The sequence below is a fragment of the Arcticibacter sp. genome (assembly GCF_053551015.1).
Genome location: NZ_JBMQOB010000007.1, coordinates 162,025 through 186,509, shown reverse-complemented (window position 1 = coordinate 186,509; position 24,485 = coordinate 162,025). Strand labels below are relative to the sequence as shown.

Here is a 24,485-nt window from a genome sequence, read left to right as displayed (position 1 = left end):
AATGAATGGATGAAACAAGGCCTGCGACATGCAGGTTTTAAATTTTCTTATTTAGCTTATGGCGAAACATTTTTGAATTGCTGGCCATTATCCCGGTATGGCAACAGCAACAGCAATGAAGTCTGCATTCTACACGGTAAACGGCATACGCCTCCATGTCATGGAGGCGGGAGATCCAGAAGGACAGCCGGTCCTCTTTCTCCACGGTTTTCCCGAGCACTGGTACGGATGGCACAAGCAGATCGATTACTTTGCGGCACGCAACTTTCGGGTGATCGTTCCAGATCAGCGGGGGTACAACCTCAGCGACAAGCCCGGACAGGTTCGCGCCTACGAACTGGAGCAGCTGACCCAGGACATCGTCGACCTGATCGCTCAGCTTCGATTAGAGAACACTCTCCTTGTCGGCCATGATTGGGGCGGCATTGTTTCCTGGCATCTGGCCACCTATCACCCGGAACTCTTCGGCAAGATTGTGATTGCCAACGTTCCGCATCCCGCTGCTCTCAGAAAGAAGATGCCGCTTAAACAGTTCTTTAAAAGCTGGTATATCTATTTCTTTCAGATACCCCGCCTGCCGGAACAATTGATCAGCCGGAACAATTTGAGCATGCTGGCAAACAGCATGCTCAAAACCGCCGTTCCTGGCACCTTCTCTGCTGAGGATATGTCTCACTACAGGGAAGCCTGGAGCAAAGGGATATCGCCTATGATCAACTGGTACCGGGCGATGCTCAGCAGTAAGCTGTTCAAAATCACCGCTTCCGGTAAACACCAGATCAGGAAGCCGCTGCTGCTCATCTGGGGCAAACAGGACGCCGCACTCTCATTTGAACTGGCGCCTCCCAGTCTCGATTTTTGCGTCAACGCCCGTCTAAAGACTTACGAGGATGCTACTCACTGGATTCACCATGAGAAGCTCAAAGTTTCAATGAGGATATATTAGCGTTTCTGGAAGAGGAATAAGCCCGTCGCGAGCGCCGCCACTCCCGCAGTAAAAAGAAGCGATCCCCTCATCGGCCGTTTTTCTGGAAGCCATCCACCGGATACACCTGTGCCTTTTTCTCCGGATTGAAAGAGGTGTCCGCTTCCAATGGTCGCCGGTTTAGCCCTGCTGAAATAATTATCCATGATACCCGTCACCACGCGTCTGAAAAGTGCCGGTGCCAGGGCGTTTGCTGCCTTATACACTCCGGCCGTCTCCCCTACGTTGACGGCGTCCTTGGGATGTCGCGCCAATCTAACCATCGCCTTAGCTACCCGTTTCGCACGGAAAACCGGCGGGACAAGTTTAAGCCTCTTGCCGGTATAGTTGGCCGCATGCTGGAAGCCCGGTGTGTCGATGTACGCCGGAAAAACGTCGCACACGTGGATGTCGGGCCAGTGCAGCAGTTCACATCTGAGCGCTTCAGAAAAGCCCCGCAGTCCGTACTTGCTTGCCGAGTAAGCCACCACATAAGGTTCCGGCGCGAATGCACCCACAGAGATGGTGTTTATCAGTGTTCCATATCCCTGTTGCTTAAACAAGGGAAGTACGCTGTAGGTGCCGTTAATATAACCGTTCAGATTAGTTTCGATCACCTTATGGTGTACATGCAGCGGAATTTCTTCAAAGGTGCCTACGGCTCCACTTCCTGCGTTGTTGATCCAGATGTCAATCTTTCCCGTGGACTCCAGTGCAATCCTCACTGCGTTGTCGAGTGTTTCCGGTTTTGTCACGTCGGCTTGAACAGCGAGCGCTTGCCTGGCACCAGCCTCCAGGCATTCGGCGGCCAATTCGGCAAGTACCTGACTGCGGCGGGCCAATAAGATAAGGCTGCACCCGTGCCCTGCGAATGCAAGTGCTGCGGCCCTGCCTATTCCACTGGATGCTCCCGCTATTACAATGGTCTTTTCGTTCAGAGGTGCCCTTGCACCCAGTTTCTTTTTGCTGCTTCTCATGGTAGATGTCGTTATCCTCTGATCAACAAATAAAGCCACAAGCGGTTCGCCACATTAGAAAAGTTCTGCAGGTGGTGCGGGAATGTCGTCGTTGGCAAACGGACCTTTCCCAGCATCAGCGGCTTTGTGGAGTGCTTTACTCAGGGCTTGTACCAATTCGGCATCTACTTCCTGTTCTACTTCGGCAGGTACCCACCTGCCATCCTCATCCTTCAACATAAACTGCTGCCCATCGGAAAGGCTTACCTGCCAGGCAGGCTCTTCGTGGTATAGCAGTTCTTGAACGGAAACATGTACTTTTTTTTCGTCAAAATGTAATTCCAGTGTGCTCTTCATATGTGCATGTAAACAGTTAATGCATTAAAAACACGGTCACTGGCGTTTGGTGTGGTCGATTTAGCCGATCAGGTACTTATCATGAGAGCTATACGTACGACGATGTGACTTATACGGGTGTGCTGTGTTTAATCTCGCTTGTTCGGATACGGGACCAGAAATGTCTGTTTCACCCGTTCAGAGTTATTGAAATACGCTATACAGCTGATCGTCGTGAGGATGGAATACCCGGCCTCCGACATCAAATCTCCCTGACCGTAAAGGAATGAGCTAAACATAAAAACCAACACAGTAAGAACAGACGAACTGGCATAATAGATATTAATCATTCTCGGAAGGATATCCCTTTTCTTGAGGATCAGGAATAAAGAAAAGAGCGAAAAGCAGCAGATAAAGACTACTTTTAAAACGGATAGTGTCAGATATATCTTATAAACAGAATATAGCTTTCTCGCCTGAAAGGAATTCCAGCTGTTTAAATCTGAGTATTTTTCGTGGATGAACTCGTACACCGAGTAAGCGGTTGTCGATAACAGAACCAGAATAATAACAATCAGCCAGCCACCGAGGGGAATAGGATCTCTATAGCTGAATGTGGCTGAGGTCTTACGCCTGTATAACCAAAGCGATAGTGTTAAACAAAGTATGACAAGGGCTACGGAGAAACCTAGCATCCAGTAATTTGGGTAATAAGGAACTTGATCCGGAGTGTAGATGACATCATAGTTGAGATAGTCGCTTTTCAATGCTGCAACGTCTGCCGAATACCCGCTGGCCTGGTGGGCTGGTATATAAGGTTTTAAATAGCTGAACTGATAGTGAAGAGTTAGTAGATCGCCTTCTGCATAATGGTTTGATCTGAAGACGAATGCCTCCCGCTTGATCTCACTGGACTCATCGTCTATGTTCCAGCCGCCGGCTGAAGAAACTAAAATAGTATTGTCAATGTCTACAGGATATTCAACTGTTATAGCATGCTTTCTGCCCGGATCTGTATCAACCAATTTTCCGTTAATAAGGTCTGCACCGAAAGTAAAACGGTAGTTCTTCAAAACGGAGTCCTGAATGAAGAACTGATCAATCTTGTAGTACTCAGTGATGGTGATTTCATTCTTTTTCCGGTTATCCTGCATATTAAGCCGTTCTTTCACCTTAATATGGGGATATCTTTCAGAATAATACCTGAGGTAATTCTTCTGAATGGTGTCTAAAGGAGTTTCCTTAAATGATCTTCTGATATGATCTGCTTCGTTTAGGGTATATGTTGTTTTTACCTTCAACTGTACCGGGGGCCCGATGTTCAAAAGCCTGTATTGCTCAACGGCGACCAGCTTGCCATTCTGAGTATGGGGAATCCGGATCAGGTGATGATTACTATTGTCGAGTACCAGGGCATTCTCTGCGCCGGGAAAGTAGAACTCCGCATTCTTCCCACCCTGATCAGTCAACATCGGATCGATCCACACATCTTTTCCCCTGACCAGCGCCTTTACTACGGCCCGGTGGAACAGCGAAAAGGAAGGTAAAAACTGATCGCGTCTTGTTTGATCATCATCATTGATCAAAGCAATGTAGGATTCTACACCTATAGAGCGGAGAAGAGAAGTCAGCAGTACTGCTTTATCTCTGGAGTCTCCGTACCCCTGGGCAAGGACTTCCTCAGCCCGGCAGATTTTGGGCCGGAACAATCCCTGTGTTATCCAGACAGATTCGATATCATCCTGAACGAATCGAACAGCCTCCCTTAATCTGGCTTCCTCTGTTCGATAGGTGCTTTTAATTTTGGCTGAAAGAGGGTTTAACCCAGCTGCACTCCCATCGGAGACAACCAGCAGGTTACTCGCCATCTTTGCGACCTGCGTCCAGTCAGAGTAGTCGCTCACCTGCACTATGGGGGCGGGACTGAACCATTCTGGCTCATGCGTCTCAAAGTGAGCTGCGGGGAGATTTCTTCGCAGCCACTCATAGCGCATCAGATCTCCCTCTGCTTTTATCACCGGTTTTTCGGCAGCATTTAAATACTTGAACCGGATATTACGTTTTTTCGAAGAGATAAGTGATGTATAGTGTACCAGAGCGGGCTTATACTCCTGCAGGTAGAGAACTCTGAAAAATTGACCATGAAAGGCCGGGTTAGCACCCCTCAAAGTATAAGAGAATTCGAGCTTCTCCCCTTTTTTTAAAGCTTTCACTGAAAAATACGCCGTATGCATATTGGAATACTTCCGAGGCTTCGGGTCCTGTTCATCTTCAGTGATCTGGAATTTGCGTATATCCAGTTTATTCTGTGGCTTGCCATTCTTCCATAATATTACTTCATGGAAGACGAGGCTCTGCCATGAAGGATCGAAGCTTACAGATATTTCAGCAGCCTCCTCCGAGGGCTCATCCGAAACGACTTCGCGAACAATCCGGATGTATCTGGACCTCTTTTCTGCATGCAGCTGTTCTTCAGATACATTCAGAATATACTCTGACGCAGTGTCGGCTATATTCTTCTTTTGTGCATATTGAGGAAGCTTAACCACCCATTCGGGAGCCGCCTGTTGTGATATTTTTGGTTCTGAGACTTTTAGAAAATGAGGGCTCAGAATAAATAGTATAAAGCCTATTGATAAGATAAGATGCTTCATGATAAGGTTAGGTTTAGAAAAATCATTCGCTTCCGGGAGCGCATGAGTGCAATTTATGAAAATAATATATCAATGAACATTCGTAGACAGCTACTGTTGAGTATTTGATCATCAGATATACTAATGGAAAAAACATCAGAAAAAAAAACTGTTTTAGTGACAGGAGCGAGCTCTGGTATCGGGCAAGGTATTGCAATAGGTTTTGGCCAGCTGGGCGCCAGGGTTATTGTAAACTATCATAGCGATAAAGAGGGTGCGCAGTATACGCTCAACAAGATTACAGCATCTGGCGGTGAGGGATTTATCCATCAGGCTGACGTGAGTAGCGAAGATGAGGTACAGGCAATGTATGCGAAAGCAGTAGATGCTTACGGTCCTCTTGATGTGCTGATCAACAATGCGGGAATTCAGAAGGACAGTTCTTTTTCAAATATGAGCCTGGATGAGTGGAATGCAGTGATCAAGACCAATTTGACGGGCCAATTCCTTTGTGCCAGAGAGGCTATCAGGCTTTTTGAACAAAAACCTGATGTTGGCGATAATGATAAGTCGAAGGGAAACATCATTTTCATCAGTTCTGTGCATGATGTGATTCCATGGGCAGGTCACGTCAATTATGCCTCATCCAAGGGTGGGATCTCTATGTTAATGAAATCACTAGCACTCGAAGTCGCCCAAAAGAAGATTCGCGTAAACTGTATTTCGCCGGGAGCCATCGCAACCGATATCAATGATGATGTCTGGAAGGATAAAGAAAAAATGGCTGAATTGCTCAAACTTATTCCTTATAAGCGCATCGGTCAGCCTGAGGATATAGCGAAAGCTGCTATCTGGTTGGCTTCTGATGAGAGCGACTACGTTACAGGAACCACCATCTATGTGGATGGTGGGATGACCTTGTATCCCGGTTTTCTGGAGAATGGATAAGCAGCAGGACTTACTCCGGCTTTTTCTTGTACAGATAGCTGCTTTCAATATTTTCAAGTTTGCCATATTTCCGTTCGTAACGGATTCCTTCATCGGGACCGAAGGGATGTCCCCCGAAGCCATTCCGCATCATGGCAATGGCTTTATCGGCGACGCTTCCTGGCTTTCTTGAAGCAAAAAGTTGCATTACTGATTGGGCAATGACGGGTACGGGTACTTCCATGCGCATAGCGTCTGCCACTAGCCAGTTCACCTCCCCCGTGTCTTCAATATAGGAGGGAACTTTTTCAAATCCCTGCTGCTCGTCGTAAGTCTTTGCCATCAGCTCGATCAGCCAGGATCGGATGACTGAGCCATTGTTCCAGGTTTTAAGGATCTCAGGAAAGTTGAGTTCTTCACGGTAATGCGACAGAAGGTCCATCCCTTCGGCTATAGCCTGAAGCATGCCGAATTCGATGCCGTTATGTACAAGCTTGACGTAATGTCCCGAGCCGGGTCCTCCGGTATGAACAAATCCATTTTCCACGGAAAGGTCCCTGAGCACCGGCGCTACATGATCCATAGCTTCCGGTTCTCCACCAGCCATAAAGCAGGCTCCGTTACGGGCGCCGTCAACTCCGCCGCTGGTTCCGCAGTCAACAAAAGCGATCTCATGCTCTTTCAGTGCCTGTGCCCTGCGCACAGAATCTCCCCAGTACGAGTTTCCTCCGTCGATGATGATGTCTCCTTTTTCCAGTCTGGTAGAAAGCTGCTCGATAATCCGGTCGATAACCGCTCCTGCGGGTACATAGATGAACACCATTCTTGGAGATGGCAGAGCGGCGACCAGCGAGTCCATATCGGGCGCCTGCGTTAGACCGTATTCCTGTAGATCGGGGTAGCTGTTGAGGTCGTACCCGGCAACCTTATAACCTCTGTCAATCGCCTGCAGCGCCATGTTCCCTCCCATTTTGCCCAGGCCGATAATACCTATTGTTGTCTTTTTCATCCTGATGTTGATTTGATGCGTTCTGAAAGCGCTTAATCATTAAGACCTGGACTGCGATTTTGTTTTAAGGAACCTGCGGCTAACGTAAACCGAAACTCGCGACTCGTCTGTAAACAAGAAAGGAACCGCGGTCTGCGGTTCCTTTCTTGTTTCTTATCTCTGAACTGTAAACTATTTCGTGAAAATGGACTCCCTGTTCCGGTACCCTGGCTTGTCAGAATACCAGTCTGCGTACTGCTGGCCGCCAGACAACGCCCATTGGGAGAAGTACTTATATACATCGTATATGGCGACTTTCTCAACTGGGTAATCAAAGGATCCGAAGATATCAAGCGCGAAAGGTTTGTTATCCTTCGTGACATAGTACCTTCCTGCTTTGACATCGGAGTTATCCGACTGTGTGGCGAGCAATGCCTGATCAGCAAGATCTGTTGGCAGGTGATTCACCAGGTGCACTTCCCTTCCTCTTGTCAGATTACTGATTAGGAACGGATTAAATGGAGCCCTCGCGGTAAAATCTTCCTGCAGTAGCGAGTTGAAGCGGACGGTGATTGAAATCGTATCGCTGGAAGTAATGGGCGTATTGCGTACGGTGTTAATAAAATTGGCGCCGGAAGCGAATAAATTGCGATGAGAATCGAACGGTATGATGACCGCTGAAGATTGACCGCTCTCTGTGCCGTTAGCCGACATTTTGATATAGTTCGCGCTAAGCTTCTGTCCGCTCACCTGTTTTACTGTTCCAGGGGTAAGTGGCAACTGTATGCCAAAGCCGTTGTTGAAGTTTGCTCCTGCAGCAAGTGGCTTATATGATCCGTTCATGTATACCACGTTGTTTGCGGCGTTCATGGCAAATCGGTATTGATAGCTGACAACCAAGTCGTTCAAATCATAGTCACCTTCTGCTGGCCACATATCTTCGAAAGCAATGGTGCCCCATACAGATTTGCTCGGATAATAGCGGTTGTAAGCCAGTGTCGGATCCTCAGGATACTCGTCATAGAGATCCGGAACGCCGTCCTTGTCTTTGTCAGTAACATTCTCGTCGACGAACGGAATACCTATTGGAGATATCGCCTCTACAGGATTAGACTGGGCAAAGAACACAATATCATTAAAGTCCTGATCACTGTGGGCTCCCGGGCTACGGTTTATGTCTTCGAAGCCCACAAGAAATACCCGTTGTGTAGCATCGTTAAGTAATACGTTATGTCTCTTCTGGCTGTTGTTCGACTCCGGATTTAGCGTTTCGTCAGTAAAGAACATTGCCGCGCCGTAGTTAACAGTCTTGTCTTTGGTATTATAGGCGTTTTGAATCAAAACAAATCCGATGGAGGTACCAGGCTTAAAGCGTCCGATCTTTACTTTGTCGCCTTGAAGCATGTTACCTGCTCCACGCCCTCCAGCTAGCGAAGCATTGGGAAATATCAGTCGGATTGAATCGATCTGATCCGCAGATGTTGGCTTATGACCCGTTGGATAGGTATAGTAGCCAAGGGAGTTCAGATAATCTGCGCCTTCATGAACAAACGTTATCCAAACATCTGAGGTTTTGGTGATGCTGAGGTTTGTGGGAGCCTCGGTATTCAGGTATTCTGGGCGGACAGCCGGAACAGACTGGCCCTCCGGTATCGTGTTACCCAGGTGACGGATAAGCGCGGCCATATCAACCGTATTATCCACCTGTTCGCGTTTATTGGGTCTGCCAAGTTCGTCGAACTCCGCAGGATTATAAACAAAAACGGTGCTACTCGCGGAGGTGGAAAAACGCGCATTCTTCAATACAGGAGAGGCGTTGCTGCCTGTTTGAAGAACAATATTTCCGCTGACCCCTGACGCTCCACCGATCACGGCGTTGATGGTGTTGCCGCTTACATAGGCGCTCAGGTTTCTGGCAAGACCGATATAGGCAGGATCAATAACGATTGTATCAAGGTAAGAAGGCAAATTAAGGATGGTTTTTACATAGCCGTTCTCGTCGCTAAGCACTTTCGTCAACTCTGCGCCCGCTTCAACCCTGTCGGGATTGTACACGGATACCATGACATTGCGGAGCGGCTGATCCGTCCTGGTAAGGAGGCGTACGTTGAGGGCGACTTTCCTGGTGGTAGCGTAGTCGAATCCGTCGGGAGAAGCTTTGTCCCCCGTGATCGCTTCACCGGCGTCATTTACTTGGTTTTTTTGGCAGGATGCAATCGACAATGCAAGGATTGCAATGCTGAGTTTGAGAAACGTCCATTTCATGCTCCGGTTTAGGCATAAACTGTACCAGAACATTATTCTACCTCCGCCCCCCCGCCCAATCGCTTTGTAGCGTGATTTTTACCGGACCGCCTTAATCAGGAGTTAAATCTCCGTACACAGTTTGAGAAAAAAATTACACATGTGCAGGTTTGAGCTGCATCATCGTGGCACAGTTTGTCTTCCCCGATAATTAATATCTTTGGGCCGAAGCAGGAAGATGTTCCCGATAAAGCTTCCTGCACAGGAACGATGAAGACACAAAAAGAAAGAATGTTTGATGGTGAGCCTTACGACGCCCACAGCGAAGAAATGGTCAGCATAAGAAGGCGTGTAAAAGGCCTTTTACATAAGTTAAACGTGACGGAGTACTACACCGAAAACTTCCAAAACGTTATGAATGAGTTATTGCCCAATTCCGCACCCAACGTCCACTTTGAGCCGCCTTTCTACTGCGATTATGGTGATCATATTTATGCCGGCAACAAGGTGTTCATCAACTTTGGAGCTGTGATCCTCGACGGTGCAAAGGTGACAATAGGTGCCCGGACGATGATCGCGCCGGGAGTGCATATCTACACTGCCCAGCACCCTCTGGATGCGGACGAACGTGATGTATGGGAAAACTGCAAGCCAGTAACGATAGGCGAACGTTGCTGGATTGGTGGTCACGTAACAATCTGCCCGGGCGTGACGATAGGCGACCGTTGCGTGATTGGCGCAGGATCAGTAGTGGTTAAAGATATTCCGGATGATTCCCTTGCGGTGGGAAACCCGGCACGCGTGATCAGGAAGCTTAATAACGCGGAGGGAGAAATCGATTCTTACTTTTTGAAAAAGCCTTAAAACAATATTCCCATTGGTCAGTAATTAGATAATGTAATTCCTGACCAATGGCGAAAGAAAAATCAAGCAAGGAGTCGAGACGTAATTTTCTTAAGAAATCGACCCTGATAACTGTTGCTGCAATGGCTCCGCCGGCAGCACTGAAAGCGGCGGAAGAGCAGTGGGATGAACGTCTGGCCGCCGCTATCGAGAACGTCCCCCTTCAGGTAGAGGTAAACGGAAGCATGCACCAGGTGAAGATTGATCCGCGGGTGACCTTGCTCGACTTCCTCCGAGAGCACCTTCATCTTACCGGCACAAAAAAAGGCTGCGACTATGGTCAATGCGGTGCTTGTACCGTTCACGTCGACGGGCAGCGTGTGAACTCTTGTCTCACGCTCGCCGTAATGAACGACGGAAGGAAGGTCACTACGATAGAAGGACTTGCCAATGGAAAGGACCTGCACCCCATGCAGGCCGCCTTCATCAAACACGATGGATTACAGTGCGGATACTGCACCCCGGGTCAGATCATGTCGGCTGTTGCCTGCATACGGGAGGGGCATGCCGGAACGGATGAAGAAATACGCGAGTTCATGAGCGGAAATATCTGCCGCTGTGGAGCCTACCCCAATATTGTCGCAGCCATTAAAGAAGTTAAAGGAGGGGCCGGAGTATGAAACAGTTCCAGTATGTACGGCCCGCAGAAGCTGAGGCGGCCGTCAATGCCCTCTTAAAAGATCCCGGAGCCCGGTTCGTTGCCGGAGGAACCAATCTGCTTGATCTGATGAAGCGCGGCGTAGAAGCGCCTGACCGGTTGGTAGACATCAACCGCCTTCCTTTGAAGGAGATCAGGAAAGAAAAACAAGAATTTTATATCGGTGCACTAGCCTTGAACAGCACAGTGGCGGAGCACCGCGATATCCGCGAAGGCTTGCCTCTGCTCTCACAGGCACTTCTTGCAGGTGCTTCAGCACAGCTCAGGAATATGGCAACTGTAGGAGGAAATCTTCTGCAGCGTACGCGATGTCCCTATTTTTACGATACTGCCATGCCCTGCAATAAACGCGTTCCGGGGAGCGGCTGCGGCGCTTTGAAAGGGTTCAACCGGATGCATGCCATCTTTGGGGCCAGCGAACATTGCATTGCCGTTAACCCCAGCGATATGAACGTAGCTCTTGCCGCACTGGATGCTACAGTGCACCTATCCGGACCCAAGGGCCGTCGTTCCATCCCGGTGCAGGACTTCCACCGCCTCCCGGGTGATCATCCTGAGCAGGATACAACCATCGGGAAAAACGAGCTCATCACGGGTGTCAGCATTCCACGCTCTCCTTTGAAACACGTGCATTATCTGAAGGTGCGCGACCGCAATTCCTATGCTTTTGCACTTGTATCGGTCGCGGCGGCGCTGGATCTCGACGGAAAGCTGATTCGCGGAGCCAGGCTGGCTATGGGTGGTGTGGCACACAAGCCCTGGCGGCTTACGGAAGCAGAAAACTTTCTGATTGGAAAGGAGATATCGGCCTCCAGCTTCCAGGAAGCTTCAAACCTGGCGATGCGTGGCGCCCGGGCATACGAACATAATGAATTCAAACTGAGGCTTGCGCCGAGAAGCATTGTACACGCCTTAAGTATTGCTTCGGGACTGGTAAAAGCTTAAACCTAATGCAGATGGAAAAGATATCTCAGAAAAACAGGGAGCCCCTGCACAGGGTAGACAGTAAGCTAAAAGTGACGGGAGTGGCACGCTACTCCGCAGAATACCATTTACCGGGACTGGTATATGCGGTGCTGGTAACCAGTACGATCGCGAAAGGAACGATCAAGAGCGTAGACAGCAAGGCGGCTGGTCGGGCTCCAGGAGTGCTTGCGGTCATTTCGCATGTCAATGCTATCCGCCCTCCGGGGTATCCGGCAGACAATGAACATCCGACCGAACCTGCTACAGGAGGGCAGCCTCTGCGGCCGTTCTATAACAACAAAGTATATTCAAACGGACAACCTGTTGCGGTAGTAGTGGCCGATACCTTTGAGCGTGCCACTTATGCTGCTTCGCTGGTAAAAGTCACCTATGCGCAGGCAGAGCACCGTACGGACTTCCATGCAAACATGGACAAGGCCGTACTGCCCTCCCAGGCGAAGAAGAACCCTAAGTCGCCCCTCGCTGACTATGACCGTGGCGCGGTCGACGCCTATAAGAACGCAGCGATAACGGTGGAAGCCGAATACGAACACTCCTCGGAGATGCACAATCCCATGGAGCTGCAGGCCATCACCGTACATTGGGAAACGGATGACCGCCTGACGCTGTATGATAAAGTGCAGGGCACGCAACCGACTCAGCAGAATTTTGCCAGGGAGTGGGCACTCCCTCCTGAGAATGTCAAGGTGATAGCCCCCTTTGTTGGTGGCGCCTTCGGTAATGGTCTGCACAACTGGCCGCATGAGACGGCTGCCATCATTGCCGCCAAGATGGTTAAACGCCCCGTTAAGCTGATGCTGACCCGGGAGCAGATGTTCTTTATGGTGGGTTACCGTCCCAGGACTTGGCAGAAGATCGGCATAGGTGCCAGCTCAGACGGGAGGCTTGTGGGGATATCACATGCATCAATAGGTCAGACATCCTCTTATGAAGAATTTACGGAAAGTACTTTGCAGCAGTCGCGCATGATGTACAATGCGCCGAACGTCAGCACCCGCTACCGCATCCTGCAACTGGATGTAAGCACGCCGATCTGGATGCGCGGTCCGGGTGAAGCTACCGGTGCCTTTGCACTGGAAAGTGCCATGGATGAGCTTGCCTATAAACTGAAGATGGATCCCCTGGCATTCCGCATACTGAACTATACCGAGTCTGATCCGGAGAAAAAACTACCCTGGTCGACCAAGTTCCTGAAAGAATGTTTTGAGCTGGGGAGCAAAGCCATTGGTTGGGAAAAAAGAAAGCTGGAACCGGGTATGTTGCAGGAGGGTCATTGGCAGATTGGCTATGGTATGGGTGTGGGCACCTTCGGTGCGAATCGCGGAGGAGCAAAGGTGCGCGCCAAGCTGTTTGGAAACGGATCCCTGGTTTTGCAAAGTGCCGTGACAGACATCGGTCCGGGTACAGGTACCGCGATGACCCAGGTGGCGATCGACCATACCGGCATATCGGCTGAGCGGATCACTTTTCAGCTGGGTAATTCTGAATTTCCGCAGGCAGGAAATCAGGGCGGATCCTCTACCGTTAACAGCGTGGGTTCTGCGGTGATTGCGGCCTGCGAGGCACTCAAGAAGGAACTGCTTACACTTGCCACTGGCAGTGTGCCTGAATTTAAAGACGCGACGATGGATCAGGTCGTCTTTGAAAATAATGAGATCACGCTGAAGGGTAAGAATGTGCGGATGAGCCTCGCTGATCTGATGAAGAAAAGCCGCACGGCTGACCTCGATGTTATTGAGGAGGCTAAGCCAGGTGAAGAGCGGAGGGCCTACTCCATGTACTCGTACTCCGTCCATTTTGCTGAAGTGCATGTGCATGCAGTAACGGGAATGGTGAAGGTTAAAAAAGTTGTTACCTGTGCTGATGCGGGAACCATACTCAACGAAAAGACTGCGGGAAACCAGATGATCGGTGGCGTGACCGGCGGAATCGGGATGGCCTTGCAAGAAGATGCTGTGATGGATCACCGGTTCGGCAGATACATGACCAAGGATTTTGCAGACTATCATGTTCCGGTACATGCAGACGTACCCGATATCCAGGTACTGTTCGCGAATAAGCCGGATTATATTGTGGATCCGATGGGAACGAAAGGTATCGGTGAAATTGCCATTATCGGGGTGGCGCCTGCTATTGTCAATGCGATTTTTAACGCCACAGGCAAACGCATCAGGCAGTTGCCGGTGACACCAGACAAATTAATTTAAACCAAAACAAGCGAAACTATGATTTATGAAAACGATCCGCTGGGGAGATTCCCTGACGATGAAAGTGTAGAGAAAGCGAAAACAGAAAACCCCGACGGCGACTATGAAGAAAACGATGTGGAACTGGAGGATGGAAGTGACGATTTGGTGTCGCCCGATGCAGACGAGGGTGTTGATAATCTCGAATAAAAAAAGCCGGCAAAGTTTATCCCTTTGCCGGCTTTTTCTATTGTTGTGGCCTGAGCGGATCGTTGGTGGGTTCCATCATTTTATGCATTTGCCTGGCGACCATATCGTCGGGCATCACATGTGAGGAAGCGACCATCGCCTTGTTCATGAGTCCTGACACTATCTTATGGTCGCCCGCCATCAAGGCATCATAGCCATCCTGAGCGACTTTTGCAGGATCAGCCTTGTCGCCTTCCTTAACCATTTTAGCATCTTCCTGATCAGCCTTACGGAAAAAGTCGGTGTCGGTTACCCCTGGAAGCAGAGCAGTAATCGTTACCCCTTTATGAAGCACTTCATTACGGACTGCTTCAGTGAAAGATGTAACGAATGCTTTAGTTGCATGGTAAACAGACTGAAGAGGGCCCGGCATCTCCCCTCCTATGGATGAGACGTTTAAGATCTTTCCACTTCTTCTCTGAACCATGTCTCTGAGGAAAAACTTGGTAAGCGCGACATAGGCTACGATGTTGAGGTTGATGATCTCGATCTCCCGGTTGATGTCGGTAAGAATAAATTCACCATACTGTCCCTGTCCGGCGTCATTGACCAGCACATCGATGATAATGCCCTGCCGCTTCACTTCTTCGTAAACCTCAAAAGGAGACTCGACCCTCGAAAGGTCCTTGCTGATGGGGACCACGAGGACCGCATACTGCTCCAGCAACTGAGCTGCGGTCCTTTCCAGGTCAGCCTGATTTCTGGCGACGATAACGAGGTTGTAGTCGTTTTTCGCAAAAACTTTGGCGAGCTCCAGGCCTATTCCGCTGGTAGCCCCCGTAATAAGCGCAAATTTGTGATCTGACATATTTCAATAGATTAGATGTTAAGCTTAGCGTGCCATTTCTATGCCAAAAGGAGGAGTCTAGGTGTACAAAAACGCAACGGATTGATCAAGCATGCAGGATTTTGGTACCTTAGCTAAACGAACAACCCTATTATAAAGATGAAAAGAATCGTTGTTTTGACAGGTGCCGGCATCAGCGCAGAAAGTGGCTTGCAAACCTTCAGAGGATCAGACGGGCTCTGGGAAGGCTATGCGATCGAAGACGTTGCGACCCCTGAAGCCTGGCAGCGGAACCCTGTACTTGTACAGCGGTTCTATAATGAGCGGCGCAGGTCCGTTCTTGAGGCGCAGCCGAATGCTGCTCATCTGGCATTAGCCAAACTGCAGGAGGCATTTGATGTGCAAATCATCACCCAGAACATTGACGACCTGCATGAGCGCGCCGGAAGCCGGCATGTACTGCATCTGCATGGGCTGATCACACGGTCACAGTCGAGCAAATTTCCCTGGCTTACTTACCCGCTGGAGGGAACGGAGATCAGGATGGGCGAGCTTTGCGAAAACGGCTCCCAACTACGGCCGCATGTAGTATTTTTCGGAGAACCTGTGCCGATGCTGGAGCCGGCAGCTGAGATTTGTGCGACGGCTGACTATTTTGCGGTGATTGGCACTACCCTGCTGGTGTATCCCGCTGCGAGTCTGGTTGACTATGTGCCTGCGGGCGTACCCAGGTACGTGATCGACCCGCAGATACCGGACGTACGGGATCATAGCTTCATCCGGATTCAGGAGCCCGCCACTACGGGAGTTTTGAAGATGATCGATGATTTATTTAATGGTTAAATCGCGCTGGTCAACGAAGAACGACCAGGCAAGGAGGCGGCTTTTCTTCTGACCCTGGGACATGTCGATTGTTTTCACTGATATCGCCCCGGCGGTCTTCAGCTCCCTGTAACATCCGGGCAGCGTCTCTTTCTTTGAAATCAGGGAAGTAAACCATCTGCAGTTGCTCGAGAATTGTACACTCTCCCTGATCATCTGGCGAACAAAGCGTTCCTCTCCCCCCTCACACCATAGTTCATTTCCCTGACCGCCAAAATTAAGCAGACCTGTGGCTTGCTTTGTATGTCTAAGATTCTTCCACTTTCTGTCGGAACCTTCAAGTGCCGCCTGTCGGGAGGCATGAAACGGAGGATTGCAGATGCTTGCATCAAACACTTCGCCTGCACGTACAACACCAGAGAAGATCTGCGACTTCGAGACCTGCCTGCGAATGCTGATGGCTTTGGTCAAGTGGTTCGCCTCTACTATGCTGCGTGCGTTACGCAGTGCCTGTGGATCGATATCCGTGCCGACAAACGTCCAACCGTATTCTTGATGCCCAATCAGCGGATAAATACAATTAGCACCCATTCCGACATCCAGTATTCGGACCTTTTTTCCACCAGCTTGACCATCCTTCCCCGCGATAGCGATCAGGTCGGCCAAATAATGGATATAATCAGCCCTGCCGGGTATGGGTGGACAAAGGTATCCCGGTGGGATATCCCAGAACGCAATACGGTAAAAGTGCTTGAGGAGCGACCTGTTCAATGTTTTTACCGCTTCAGCATCTTTAAAGTCAATTGACAGATCGCCGTATGCGTTTGTTGAAACATAATCGGCCAGATGGGCGTTGGTTTGTATAAGCGCAGGGAAATCATAGCGCTCCCGGTGTTTGTTACGCGGGTGCAGCATGTCTTTCTGCTCATCGTTCCGCTTGTGGCTTGGTGTCATGCTTGTAAATCGATGCGAAATTATACAATAAGCGGTACAAACAAATTTCTTATTTTAGTTTTCCGTGCCTGCAAAGGCCGTATTCAGCAAGTCACCTATGATCAAGCGCTACTTTCCACTAATTTTATTTTTTCTGTGTTTCGTATCTGAGGCCCTTATGGCCCAGGAACGCAGGGACAGTGTTGATCAAAGTCTTGGTATGGATGAGGCTATATTGCTAAAGGACCAGCAACAGAAGCAGATCGATTCACTCGTGAGACTCCAGCTGCAGCAGGAACTGGAGCAGGCGGTGGGCAATACCAAGCGAACTGAGGAGTTGGAGCAGAAGTTACGCCAGATCGCTGTGAATGATTCTCTGCGGACAATTGAACAGCTCAAAAAGATCAAAGAGCTGAAGAAGACGGCGGTCGGCTATCCCGTGACGCTCAACACTGACACACTTTTTTACATTTTCACGCGGACAGGCTCATTCCAGCCGAGAGACCGGGCTACCGCCATTTCTTCCAAGATCAAGCGTCTCTACGATGATCCGTTCTTTTCGCCGGACTCACTGGTACTGAAAAACAATGAAGACAGCTATGATCTCAGTTACAGAAACCAGGAAGTTCTGCTAACCGTATCCAATATAGACGGCTTGTGGTTTGGTAAAAGCAACGAGCAACTCGCAAAAGAATATCTGCAGACTGTCAGGGAAGCTATTGTTCGTGAACGGGAGGCACACAGTCTGGTGAACTGGCTAAAGCGCATTGGCCTGGTTGTATTGATCATTGTACTGCTGAGCTTGATCGTCATCGGCATCAACCGGCTCTTTGCCCGTAGCGCCCTGATTCTCTCCTCAGCAAAGGACAAGTACACGTCGACCCTCAAAATACGTGAGACCAGACTTATTACGCCGGAGCACCTCGACTACCTGCTGCTCCGAATCAACAACATCGTAAGGATTCTGACGATATTGTTCGTGATCTATCTGTCGCTGCCCGTCATCTTCAGCATCTTTCCGGAGACGGAGGGTTGGACGGGAACTTTGCTGGGTTGGGTATTGAAACCCATCCGGGCGGCACTGGCCGCGGTACTTAACTACCTGCCGGATCTCTTTACCATTGTGGTGATATATCTGATATTTAAATACATCCTGAAGGGGATTAAGTATATCTTTTTTGAAATTAAACGCGAGCATATCCGCATTCGCGGATTCCATACCGACTGGGCGATACCTACGTTCAACATCCTGCGTTTTATGCTTTACGCATTTATGCTAGTGTTGATTTTCCCCTACCTGCCGGGTTCAGACTCTCCGGCTTTCCAGGGGGTATCGGTTTTCCTGGGTATCCTGTTTTCACTGGGATCATCAAGTGCCATCAACAACATCGTGGCGGGGCTTGTTATTACCTATATGCGCCCTTTTAAGATTGGTGATCGCGTGAAGATCGGAGACGTAACGGGGGACATTGTGGAAAAATCTATGCTTGTCACCAGAATCAGGACGATCAAGAATGAAGACATTACCGTGCCCAATTCGATGGTGATGACCAGCAGCACGGTCAACTATTCGAACCATACCAGGGCAGAGAAACAAGGCCTTATTGTTCATTATACCGTGACCGTGGGCTACGAGGTGCACTGGAAGCAGGTTTATGATCTGTTAACGGAAGCCGCTTTAAAATCGGCTCATATTCTTGATGAACCAAAGCCATTTGTGTTACAGATTAGTCTGGATGACTACTATGTTTCCTATCAGATCAATGCCTATACACGAGAGGCCAATAAGCAGGCTGTGATTTACAGTAGCTTGCTGGAGAATATTCAGGATATATTTCATCAGGCGGGAATCGAGATTCTTTCGCCTACATATAATGTGATCAGGAAAGAAGACCCTCCCGCGAAGTCCTGACGCGACGGCTGAAGCTCAGCCTCTTTATGCAATTTACTTCAGCGTTAAACGTTTATAGACATTATGGAAATTAAAGACAGCCTTCAGGAAGCTTATATCGAGCATGTTCTTCTGCATGGTGAGCAACCAAAAACCGTTTACCTGTTTGCGAGGGAGAATGGAATTACAGAAGCGGAGTTTTATACTCATTTTGGATCTTTTGAAAGCATCGACATACGGATCTGGCAGAGCATGATGGCTGAAGCCATTCGTGAGGTAAAAGCTCAGGAGGTCTGGCCGGAATATTCGTCTCGGGAAAGGGCTCTAAGTTTGTTCTACGGCTTTATGGAGCTTCTGAAGAGCAGGCGCAGTTTCGTTACTTTTAGCCTGCGCAACGGAAAAAACCGAATCGGTCTCAACAATCTGTTTGAGGGCATGAAACAAGAGTTTGAGTTGTTCAGTGCAGATATTATCCGGGAAGGAATCGAATCAGGTGAGCTTACCGACAGGCCTTTCTTCACGGGCAAATACAAGGATGCCTTATGGGTGCAGCTTGGTCTGGTAATTAACTTCTGGCTGAAGGATACCTCGGCAGGTTTCGACAAGACCGACGAGGCCATAGAAAAGGGCGTGAATGTTACGTACAACCTGTTCCAGCGCTCTCCTATTGATGAGCTGTTTGAATACGGCAAATTTTTGGCTAAAAATTCTGGCATTAAGATGCCGTTCTGATATGATGAGAAAGGATGAAAATGAGCAAAGGAGCATTCCAACCAGCAAGGTAGAGCGCTCAACACAGTTCGTGAAAACGGGTTTCAAGATCGGTGGAAATTACGTTAAACATTATTCGAAAAAGCTTTTCAATTCCGATCTAAGTAAAGACGAGTTGAACGAAGATAACGCAGCAGACATCTACGAGTCATTAAGCAAGCTCAAAGGCAGTGCTTTGAAAGTGGCGCAGATGTTGAGTATGGATAAAAATATTTTGCCCAAAGCCTATGTAAATCAGTTCTCTCAGTCTCAATATAATGCGCCGCCACTTTCGGGACCTCTTATCGTGCAGACCTTCCGTAAGCTGCACGGAAAAGCACCCGAGAAGATTTATGATAAGTTCAACCTGAAGTCGAGCAACGCGGCTTCGATAGGCCAGGTTCATCAGGCCGAATTAAATGGACGAAAGCTCGCCGTGAAGATTCAGTATCCGGGTGTGGGTGATTCAATCTCCTCCGATCTGAAGCTGGTAAAGCCTTTCGCATTCCGGTTGATTGGAATGAGTGAGAAGGAGCTGGATGTGTATATGAGGGAAGTGGAGGAACGTTTGCTCGAGGAAACGGACTACGAGTTGGAAGTAAAACGCTCCATAGAAATATCCGAGGCATGTGCCTACCTCCGGAATATCGTGTTTCCTAGGTATTATCCGGAGCTGTCGAGCAAGCGTACCATCACGATGGACTGGATAGAGGGCCTCCATCTCAAGGAATATCTGGAGACTAACCCTTCGCAAGAAGAGAGGAATACCATTGGGCAGGCATTATGGGACTTCTACAACTTTCAGCAGCATGAGCTAAGGGCTGTGCATGCGGATCCTCACCCGGGGAACTTCATCATTACGCCTGACGGTAAATTGGGGATCATAGATTTTGGATGTATCAAGGAGCTGCCCGACGACTTCTATTATCCCTTCTTCTCGCTAACATCAGAGGGCTTCTTCAATGATAAAGAGAAGACGCTTCAGGCTTTCAGACAACTGGAAATGATCCACGAGAAAGACTCCGCGTCGGAAGTGGAGTTCTACTATGATATGTATCGTCAGATGATCGGTCTTTTTGCGAAACCATACTCCTCAGAATCATTTGATTTCAGCGGAACGGAGTTCTTTGAGCAGATCTATAATTATGGGGAGATGATTGCCAAGATGCCTGAGTTCAAAAAAGCGCGTGGTGTGAAGCATTTTATCTACGTTAATCGCACCAACTTTGGCTTGTACAATATCCTGCATGAGCTGAAAGCCACGGTGAGAACAGACACCTACGTGCCTCAGGTGGCTTATGCCGATTAACAGGTCTAATACCATGCAGGCAGCCTCTTATACAAACGGTTTACTTGATGCGAAACGCCAGAAAGGTGATGACGCGGTACAACTCTTTATTAGTGAATGGCTATCTGACCCCGGGCAGGGAAAAATATTTTACGCCTGGATGCGCGAACTGAATCGGAATATCGATCTGGACCTGTTTTCAGGCCAATTTGCGTCTGCAGCCTTTGTTTCAAGCAGCCGGACCTTACCGGCTTGGGCCGACCGAAAGTTGATGGCGCGGGGTTCAGGCTTTTTCATCAGGCGCGCGGATGCGATCATGTCATTGCTGGGCTTGCTTTCCCTACCCTATTGTTATGCCGCCGCGGAAGGTGCGAAGGTCTTGTATCTGACAGAGCGCCTTCGGGACCGCCCGGCTAAGCGCCTGTTGGATACGGCAGAGTTTGTCTGGGATGTCATGGCTCCTGATGCTTTCGAACCAGAAGGAAAGGGTTTTGCCAGTTGTTTGAAGATCCGGATGACACATGCGCTTGCCCGCCACTACGTACTTAAGAACAGCAGCTGGCCTGCAACCGCGGGACTACCCGTCAACCAGGAAGACATGGTGGGGACAAACCTTGCATTTTCACTCATTGTAGTGCGAGGCCTCAGAAAACTCGGTGTAGCTGTCAGCTATGAAGAGCAGCAATCATTTATGCATCTGTGGAACGTGATCGGGTTTATGCTTGGGGTAGATGAAGATCTGCTTCCTGAGAGCGGCAGGTCTGCAACCTTATTGGAAAGCGCCATCAGCCAGCGGCACTTCAGAATTTCGTTAGAAGGGAGGGCACTTGCAAAGTCGCTGCTTGAACACATAACGATTGATCCTGCTATGAGGCTGTCGCCGAGGGAGATTTACCAGATCATGCGATTCCTTCTGAATGACGAAGTAGCCGATATTTTGGATATTCCCAAAATGCCTGGTGTTGAATATGCCCCAGTTTTATTGAAGCTTATTGCAAATTTGCCACGTTTAGAAAACTCCAATTTACAGATAGCTTACCGAGAGCGCTACCTGGCTTTTATGAAGGCTAAAAGCGCGTCTGGGGTTTAAAAAACATGCTCTCATCCTTCTCTGTTGATTTTACAAGCTTTAACTTAAGCGAGAACTTTGCCTGATTGAATATACCCTCTATTTTATTGCTGTCTGGCACGAAGGTACCGGCAAACTTGATTCCCAGCTTTGGAGATGATACGCTCAATCTGTTATCTGCGAAACTGGTCTCTTCAATGGGAATATTATGGGCGCCCTGCGCGGGACTGTCCATAAGCGTTGTGTATCCGTTATTTGCTTTGCTGATCTTGAAAACCAATGGAAGCTCAGCTCCCTGGATGTTGAGGGTTCCCCGCCATTTGCCACTAATATCCTGGGCTTTAATTTCTAGTAAGGTGCAGGAAAGAAGTATAATTGCTAGTAGATGTTTCATAATATGGGTGATCTTAAATAAGATAAATATACAAAAAACATATAGGAGAAATTAACGAATATTGCTTCCCGATTGCTGGCTGTTCAGGTTAATGTATCCAGAGCTTACTTGTATGCAACTGTTTGTGGTATAAGTCCGGCGTAGTTGAGGAGTAGAATTTTAGCTAAATATGAGTGGATTAACAAACAATGCTTTATTGGATCTGAGTAATGAAGATGTACTATGTATTCACCGGGCAAGGGAAACATCTAACCAAGCCATAGCCAATAAGGATGTAAAAACGGTTTCTTCATTTTGGCTCGACGACTTTGTTCAAATTGCGGGAGATGGAAGTCACACCAAAGGAAAGAAGAAAATTACGAGCGACTGGAATTACATGTTTTCGAATGGAAGTCCCCTTTTTGAGAGGCTGCCAGAAGAGATCGTCATTGCTGACAACGGCAAGTATGCTTGGGAAAAAGGCCGCTGGCGTTATAAGACAGATCCTTTTCATGGGACTTACTCGGCTATGTGGAGGAAAGTCAGGGGGAAATGGATGACCCAATGTGAAATGTACGTTTCACTGAACTAGTTTTCAATTTCCCTGAATATATAGATTCAACATAATTCTGATGGAGCTTGATGCCATAAAAAATGATCCTTACGCAGCCTTGCGTTTTCCTGAATTCAGGGCATATCTGCTAATGCGCTTCTTTCTAACCTTTGGGTACCAGATCCAGGCAGTCGTGATCGGCTGGTATATCTATCATCTCACGAAAGATCCGCTGTCCCTGGGCATGATCGGTCTTTCAGAAGCGATTCATGCGATCGGTATAGCCCTGTATGGCGGATATGTAGCTGATAAGTCGGAAAAGACTAAGTTGTTGAAAGTCATCATCACTGGCATGTTCACTTGCTCGCTTGTGTTATACCTGATTACTCTGCCAGGTCTGGCATCTTCGCTGATAACGGGGCACATTGTTGGAATCATCTATGTGATGATCTTCTGTATCGGTATATGTCGCGGTTTTTTGGGGCCGGCAACCTTTTCACTGATGTCGATGATTATACCCCGGGAGCTTTATCCGAACTCTTCAACCTGGAACAGCACAGGTTTTCAAATCGCATCGATCGCTGGTCCAGCATGTGGGGGACTTATATATGCCTATGCTGGTGTATCCGCCACCTTTCTGCTTATATTGGCATTTATGGCTCTGGCCTTCTGCTGCATTTTGTTTATCAGAAAAAGGCCGCCGGTGTTTATGGCTAAGGAGAATATCTTCAAAAGCCTCAGCGTAGGACTTAAGTTTGTATGGGGAAACAAGATGATGCTGGGAGCAATGAGCCTGGACATGTTTTCTGTGTTCTTCGGAGGAGCTGTGGCACTGATACCGGTAATTGCCAGTGAAGTACTTCATGTAGGTGCTGAGCAATTTGGAATGATGAGGGCAGCGCCGGCCTTGGGAGCCGTACTGACGATGTTGTTTATGGCCCGGCATTCACCTATGAACAAGCCCTGGCGAAACCTGTTGTTTGCTGTAGCCGGCTTTGGGGTCTCTATAATCTGCTATGGGCTATCCACTAACTTTTATCTGACGCTGATCTTCCTGTTCTTTGAAGGGGTGTTTGACAGCGTAAGTGTGGTAATTCGATCTACGATCATGCAATTGCTTACGCCCGATGACATGCGTGGAAGAGTGTCATCAGTGAATTCTATGTTTATCGGCTCTTCGAACGAAATAGGTGCCTTTGAATCGGGACTGACTGCCCGACTAATGGGAACGGTACCCGCAGTTGTTTTTGGAGGAACGATGACTTTGATTGTGGTGGGCGCCACCTACTTCAAAACCAAAGTGTTAGTACCTTTGGGATTAAGGGATATTAATGAGAGAAAATAGCTTATAAAAAGGGTATCAAAGAAAGATACCCTTTTTATAATGGTTCATTAAGGTGCTAATTCTATTTCCACACGTCTGTTGATCGCACGGGCCTCTTCGGTATCATTCTTAGCAATCGGCTTTGATTCGCCGAAGCCTTTCGTAGCGAGACGGGACTCACTTACGCCTGCGTTGACCAAATAAGTCTTTACGGAGTTTGCGCGGTCTCTTGAGAGCGACATATTGTGTTCAACAGATCCTTCAGAAGACGAGTGACCATTGATGATGAATTTAACATTTGGATCCTTCTTCATTTCAGTAGCAGCCTTATCCAGTATCGGATAAGATACCGTCTTCAACACAACTGAGTTGAACTCGAACTGGATATTACGGAAGTTAAAATCCGGCACTTCTTTAACGGGCTCAGCAGGTTGCTCGACTTTCTTTGGTTCAGGAGCAGGAGTTTCCGCTTGTTGCGGCGCAGGTTCTTCTTTTACAGTACCATAAGGGTTAGCACCCATGCCTGCTTTCTTTGTTTTACAAGCCTGGAAGGTGGTCAGGGCCATAACAGCGATAATGGCCGGGAGCAAATTTGATTTTGCGAACTTCATATCTTAAATGTGATTTTGGATAAACATACAAGTTATCCTGGAAAAATAAAGCC

The 24,485-nt window shown here is 48.5% G+C and carries 23 protein-coding genes; 14 read left to right on the top strand and 9 right to left on the bottom strand.

The window, feature by feature from the left end:
- Positions 1-97 precede the first annotated feature (97 nt).
- Complete coding sequence (locus ACO1NU_RS03605) at positions 98-946, top strand: alpha/beta fold hydrolase (protein ID WP_448817095.1); 849 nt, start codon at positions 98-100, stop codon at positions 944-946.
- On the opposite strand, the gene ACO1NU_RS03600 is transcribed toward ACO1NU_RS03605, so the two are convergent.
- From ACO1NU_RS03600 to ACO1NU_RS03590, 3 genes are all read right to left on the bottom strand, one after another.
- Positions 943-1,941 carry an SDR family oxidoreductase gene (locus ACO1NU_RS03600; RefSeq protein ID WP_448817094.1) on the bottom strand — a complete coding sequence of 333 codons (999 nt, stop codon included), beginning with the start codon at positions 1,939-1,941 and terminating at the stop codon, positions 943-945. The two genes, ACO1NU_RS03605 and ACO1NU_RS03600, sit on opposite strands and share 4 nt — an antisense overlap.
- A 54-nt stretch (positions 1,942-1,995) precedes the next feature.
- Positions 1,996-2,277 (bottom strand): hypothetical protein, encoded by a 282-nt coding sequence (locus ACO1NU_RS03595; protein ID WP_448817093.1) that lies wholly within the window; start codon positions 2,275-2,277, stop codon positions 1,996-1,998.
- Positions 2,278-2,405: 128 nt separating this feature from the next.
- Complete coding sequence (locus tag ACO1NU_RS03590) at positions 2,406-4,910, bottom strand: DUF3857 domain-containing protein (protein ID WP_448817092.1); 2,505 nt, start codon at positions 4,908-4,910, stop codon at positions 2,406-2,408.
- A gap of 123 nt (positions 4,911-5,033) precedes the next feature.
- Here ACO1NU_RS03590 and ACO1NU_RS03585 point away from each other — a divergent pair, with 123 nt between their 5' ends.
- Positions 5,034-5,837, top strand: a complete 804-nt coding sequence (locus ACO1NU_RS03585; RefSeq protein ID WP_448817091.1) for an SDR family oxidoreductase — start codon at positions 5,034-5,036, stop codon at positions 5,835-5,837.
- 10 nt (positions 5,838-5,847) lie between these two features.
- Here ACO1NU_RS03585 and gnd read toward each other — a convergent pair whose 3' ends face one another.
- Both gnd and ACO1NU_RS03575 read right to left on the bottom strand, forming a co-directional pair.
- On the bottom strand, positions 5,848-6,825 hold the full coding sequence (gene gnd, locus ACO1NU_RS03580; RefSeq protein ID WP_448817090.1) for a phosphogluconate dehydrogenase (NAD(+)-dependent, decarboxylating): 978 nt from the start codon (positions 6,823-6,825) through the stop codon (positions 5,848-5,850).
- A 171-nt stretch (positions 6,826-6,996) separates the two neighbouring features.
- Positions 6,997-9,069: an LruC domain-containing protein gene (locus tag ACO1NU_RS03575; RefSeq protein WP_448817089.1), complete on the bottom strand. Its 2,073-nt coding sequence runs from the start codon at positions 9,067-9,069 to the stop codon at positions 6,997-6,999.
- A 249-nt stretch (positions 9,070-9,318) separates the two neighbouring features.
- Here ACO1NU_RS03575 and ACO1NU_RS03570 point away from each other — a divergent pair, with 249 nt between their 5' ends.
- From ACO1NU_RS03570 to ACO1NU_RS03550, 5 genes are read left to right on the top strand one after another with little or no spacing between them, the layout of a single operon-like run.
- Entirely contained in the window at positions 9,319-9,912 is a 594-nt protein-coding gene (locus tag ACO1NU_RS03570) for a sugar O-acetyltransferase (RefSeq protein ID WP_448817088.1), read from the top strand.
- A gap of 47 nt (positions 9,913-9,959) precedes the next feature.
- On the top strand, positions 9,960-10,571 hold the full coding sequence (locus ACO1NU_RS03565) for a (2Fe-2S)-binding protein (RefSeq protein ID WP_448817087.1): 612 nt from the start codon (positions 9,960-9,962) through the stop codon (positions 10,569-10,571).
- Positions 10,568-11,554 carry an FAD binding domain-containing protein gene (locus tag ACO1NU_RS03560; RefSeq protein ID WP_448817086.1) on the top strand — a complete coding sequence of 329 codons (987 nt, stop codon included), beginning with the start codon at positions 10,568-10,570 and terminating at the stop codon, positions 11,552-11,554. The genes ACO1NU_RS03565 and ACO1NU_RS03560 overlap by 4 nt, the downstream gene beginning before the upstream one ends.
- Before the next feature lie 11 nt (positions 11,555-11,565).
- Positions 11,566-13,803 carry a xanthine dehydrogenase family protein molybdopterin-binding subunit gene (locus tag ACO1NU_RS03555; protein ID WP_448817085.1) on the top strand — a complete coding sequence of 746 codons (2,238 nt, stop codon included), beginning with the start codon at positions 11,566-11,568 and terminating at the stop codon, positions 13,801-13,803.
- An 18-nt stretch (positions 13,804-13,821) separates the two neighbouring features.
- Positions 13,822-13,992 (top strand): hypothetical protein, encoded by a 171-nt coding sequence (locus ACO1NU_RS03550; protein WP_448817084.1) that lies wholly within the window; start codon positions 13,822-13,824, stop codon positions 13,990-13,992.
- Positions 13,993-14,029: 37 nt separating this feature from the next.
- Here the strand turns inward: ACO1NU_RS03550 and ACO1NU_RS03545 are convergent, their stop codons facing one another.
- Complete coding sequence (locus tag ACO1NU_RS03545) at positions 14,030-14,839, bottom strand: SDR family NAD(P)-dependent oxidoreductase (protein ID WP_448817083.1); 810 nt, start codon at positions 14,837-14,839, stop codon at positions 14,030-14,032.
- A gap of 138 nt (positions 14,840-14,977) precedes the next feature.
- Between ACO1NU_RS03545 and ACO1NU_RS03540 the strand changes: the two genes are divergently transcribed.
- Complete coding sequence (locus tag ACO1NU_RS03540) at positions 14,978-15,661, top strand: SIR2 family NAD-dependent protein deacylase (protein WP_448817082.1); 684 nt, start codon at positions 14,978-14,980, stop codon at positions 15,659-15,661.
- Here the strand turns inward: ACO1NU_RS03540 and rlmF are convergent.
- Entirely contained in the window at positions 15,647-16,594 is a 948-nt protein-coding gene (gene rlmF, locus ACO1NU_RS03535) for a 23S rRNA (adenine(1618)-N(6))-methyltransferase RlmF (protein ID WP_448817081.1), read from the bottom strand. The two genes, ACO1NU_RS03540 and rlmF, sit on opposite strands and share 15 nt — an antisense overlap.
- A 97-nt stretch (positions 16,595-16,691) precedes the next feature.
- Here rlmF and ACO1NU_RS03530 point away from each other — a divergent pair, with 97 nt between their 5' ends.
- The 4 genes from ACO1NU_RS03530 (at position 16,692) to ACO1NU_RS03515 (ending at position 21,592) form a co-directional block, all read left to right on the top strand.
- Positions 16,692-18,485 (top strand): mechanosensitive ion channel family protein, encoded by a 1,794-nt coding sequence (locus ACO1NU_RS03530; RefSeq protein WP_448817080.1) that lies wholly within the window; start codon positions 16,692-16,694, stop codon positions 18,483-18,485.
- 63 nt (positions 18,486-18,548) lie between these two features.
- Positions 18,549-19,196 carry a TetR family transcriptional regulator C-terminal domain-containing protein gene (locus ACO1NU_RS03525; protein WP_448817079.1) on the top strand — a complete coding sequence of 216 codons (648 nt, stop codon included), beginning with the start codon at positions 18,549-18,551 and terminating at the stop codon, positions 19,194-19,196.
- Position 19,197: 1 nt separating this feature from the next.
- Entirely contained in the window at positions 19,198-20,523 is a 1,326-nt protein-coding gene (locus ACO1NU_RS03520) for an ABC1 kinase family protein (protein WP_448817078.1), read from the top strand.
- Positions 20,524-20,536: 13 nt separating this feature from the next.
- The gene (locus tag ACO1NU_RS03515; RefSeq protein WP_448817077.1) at positions 20,537-21,592 is read left to right on the top strand and encodes an oxygenase MpaB family protein; all 1,056 of its coding nucleotides are present in this window, start codon (positions 20,537-20,539) and stop codon (positions 21,590-21,592) included.
- Here ACO1NU_RS03515 and ACO1NU_RS03510 read toward each other — a convergent pair.
- On the bottom strand, positions 21,570-21,965 hold the full coding sequence (locus ACO1NU_RS03510) for a hypothetical protein (protein ID WP_448817076.1): 396 nt from the start codon (positions 21,963-21,965) through the stop codon (positions 21,570-21,572). The genes ACO1NU_RS03515 and ACO1NU_RS03510 overlap by 23 nt on opposite strands.
- 169 nt (positions 21,966-22,134) lie before the next feature.
- Between ACO1NU_RS03510 and ACO1NU_RS03505 the strand changes: the two genes are divergently transcribed.
- Together ACO1NU_RS03505 and ACO1NU_RS03500 are read left to right on the top strand one after the other, a co-directional pair.
- Positions 22,135-22,536: a YybH family protein gene (locus ACO1NU_RS03505; RefSeq protein WP_448817075.1), complete on the top strand. Its 402-nt coding sequence runs from the start codon at positions 22,135-22,137 to the stop codon at positions 22,534-22,536.
- Between the two features lie 40 nt (positions 22,537-22,576).
- Positions 22,577-23,842, top strand: a complete 1,266-nt coding sequence (locus ACO1NU_RS03500; RefSeq protein ID WP_448817074.1) for an MFS transporter — start codon at positions 22,577-22,579, stop codon at positions 23,840-23,842.
- Positions 23,843-23,889: 47 nt separating this feature from the next.
- Here the strand turns inward: ACO1NU_RS03500 and ACO1NU_RS03495 are convergent, their stop codons facing one another.
- Positions 23,890-24,432, bottom strand: coding sequence for an OmpA family protein (locus ACO1NU_RS03495; RefSeq protein WP_448817073.1), 543 nt, complete (start codon positions 24,430-24,432; stop codon positions 23,890-23,892).
- Positions 24,433-24,485: the final 53 nt, after the last annotated feature.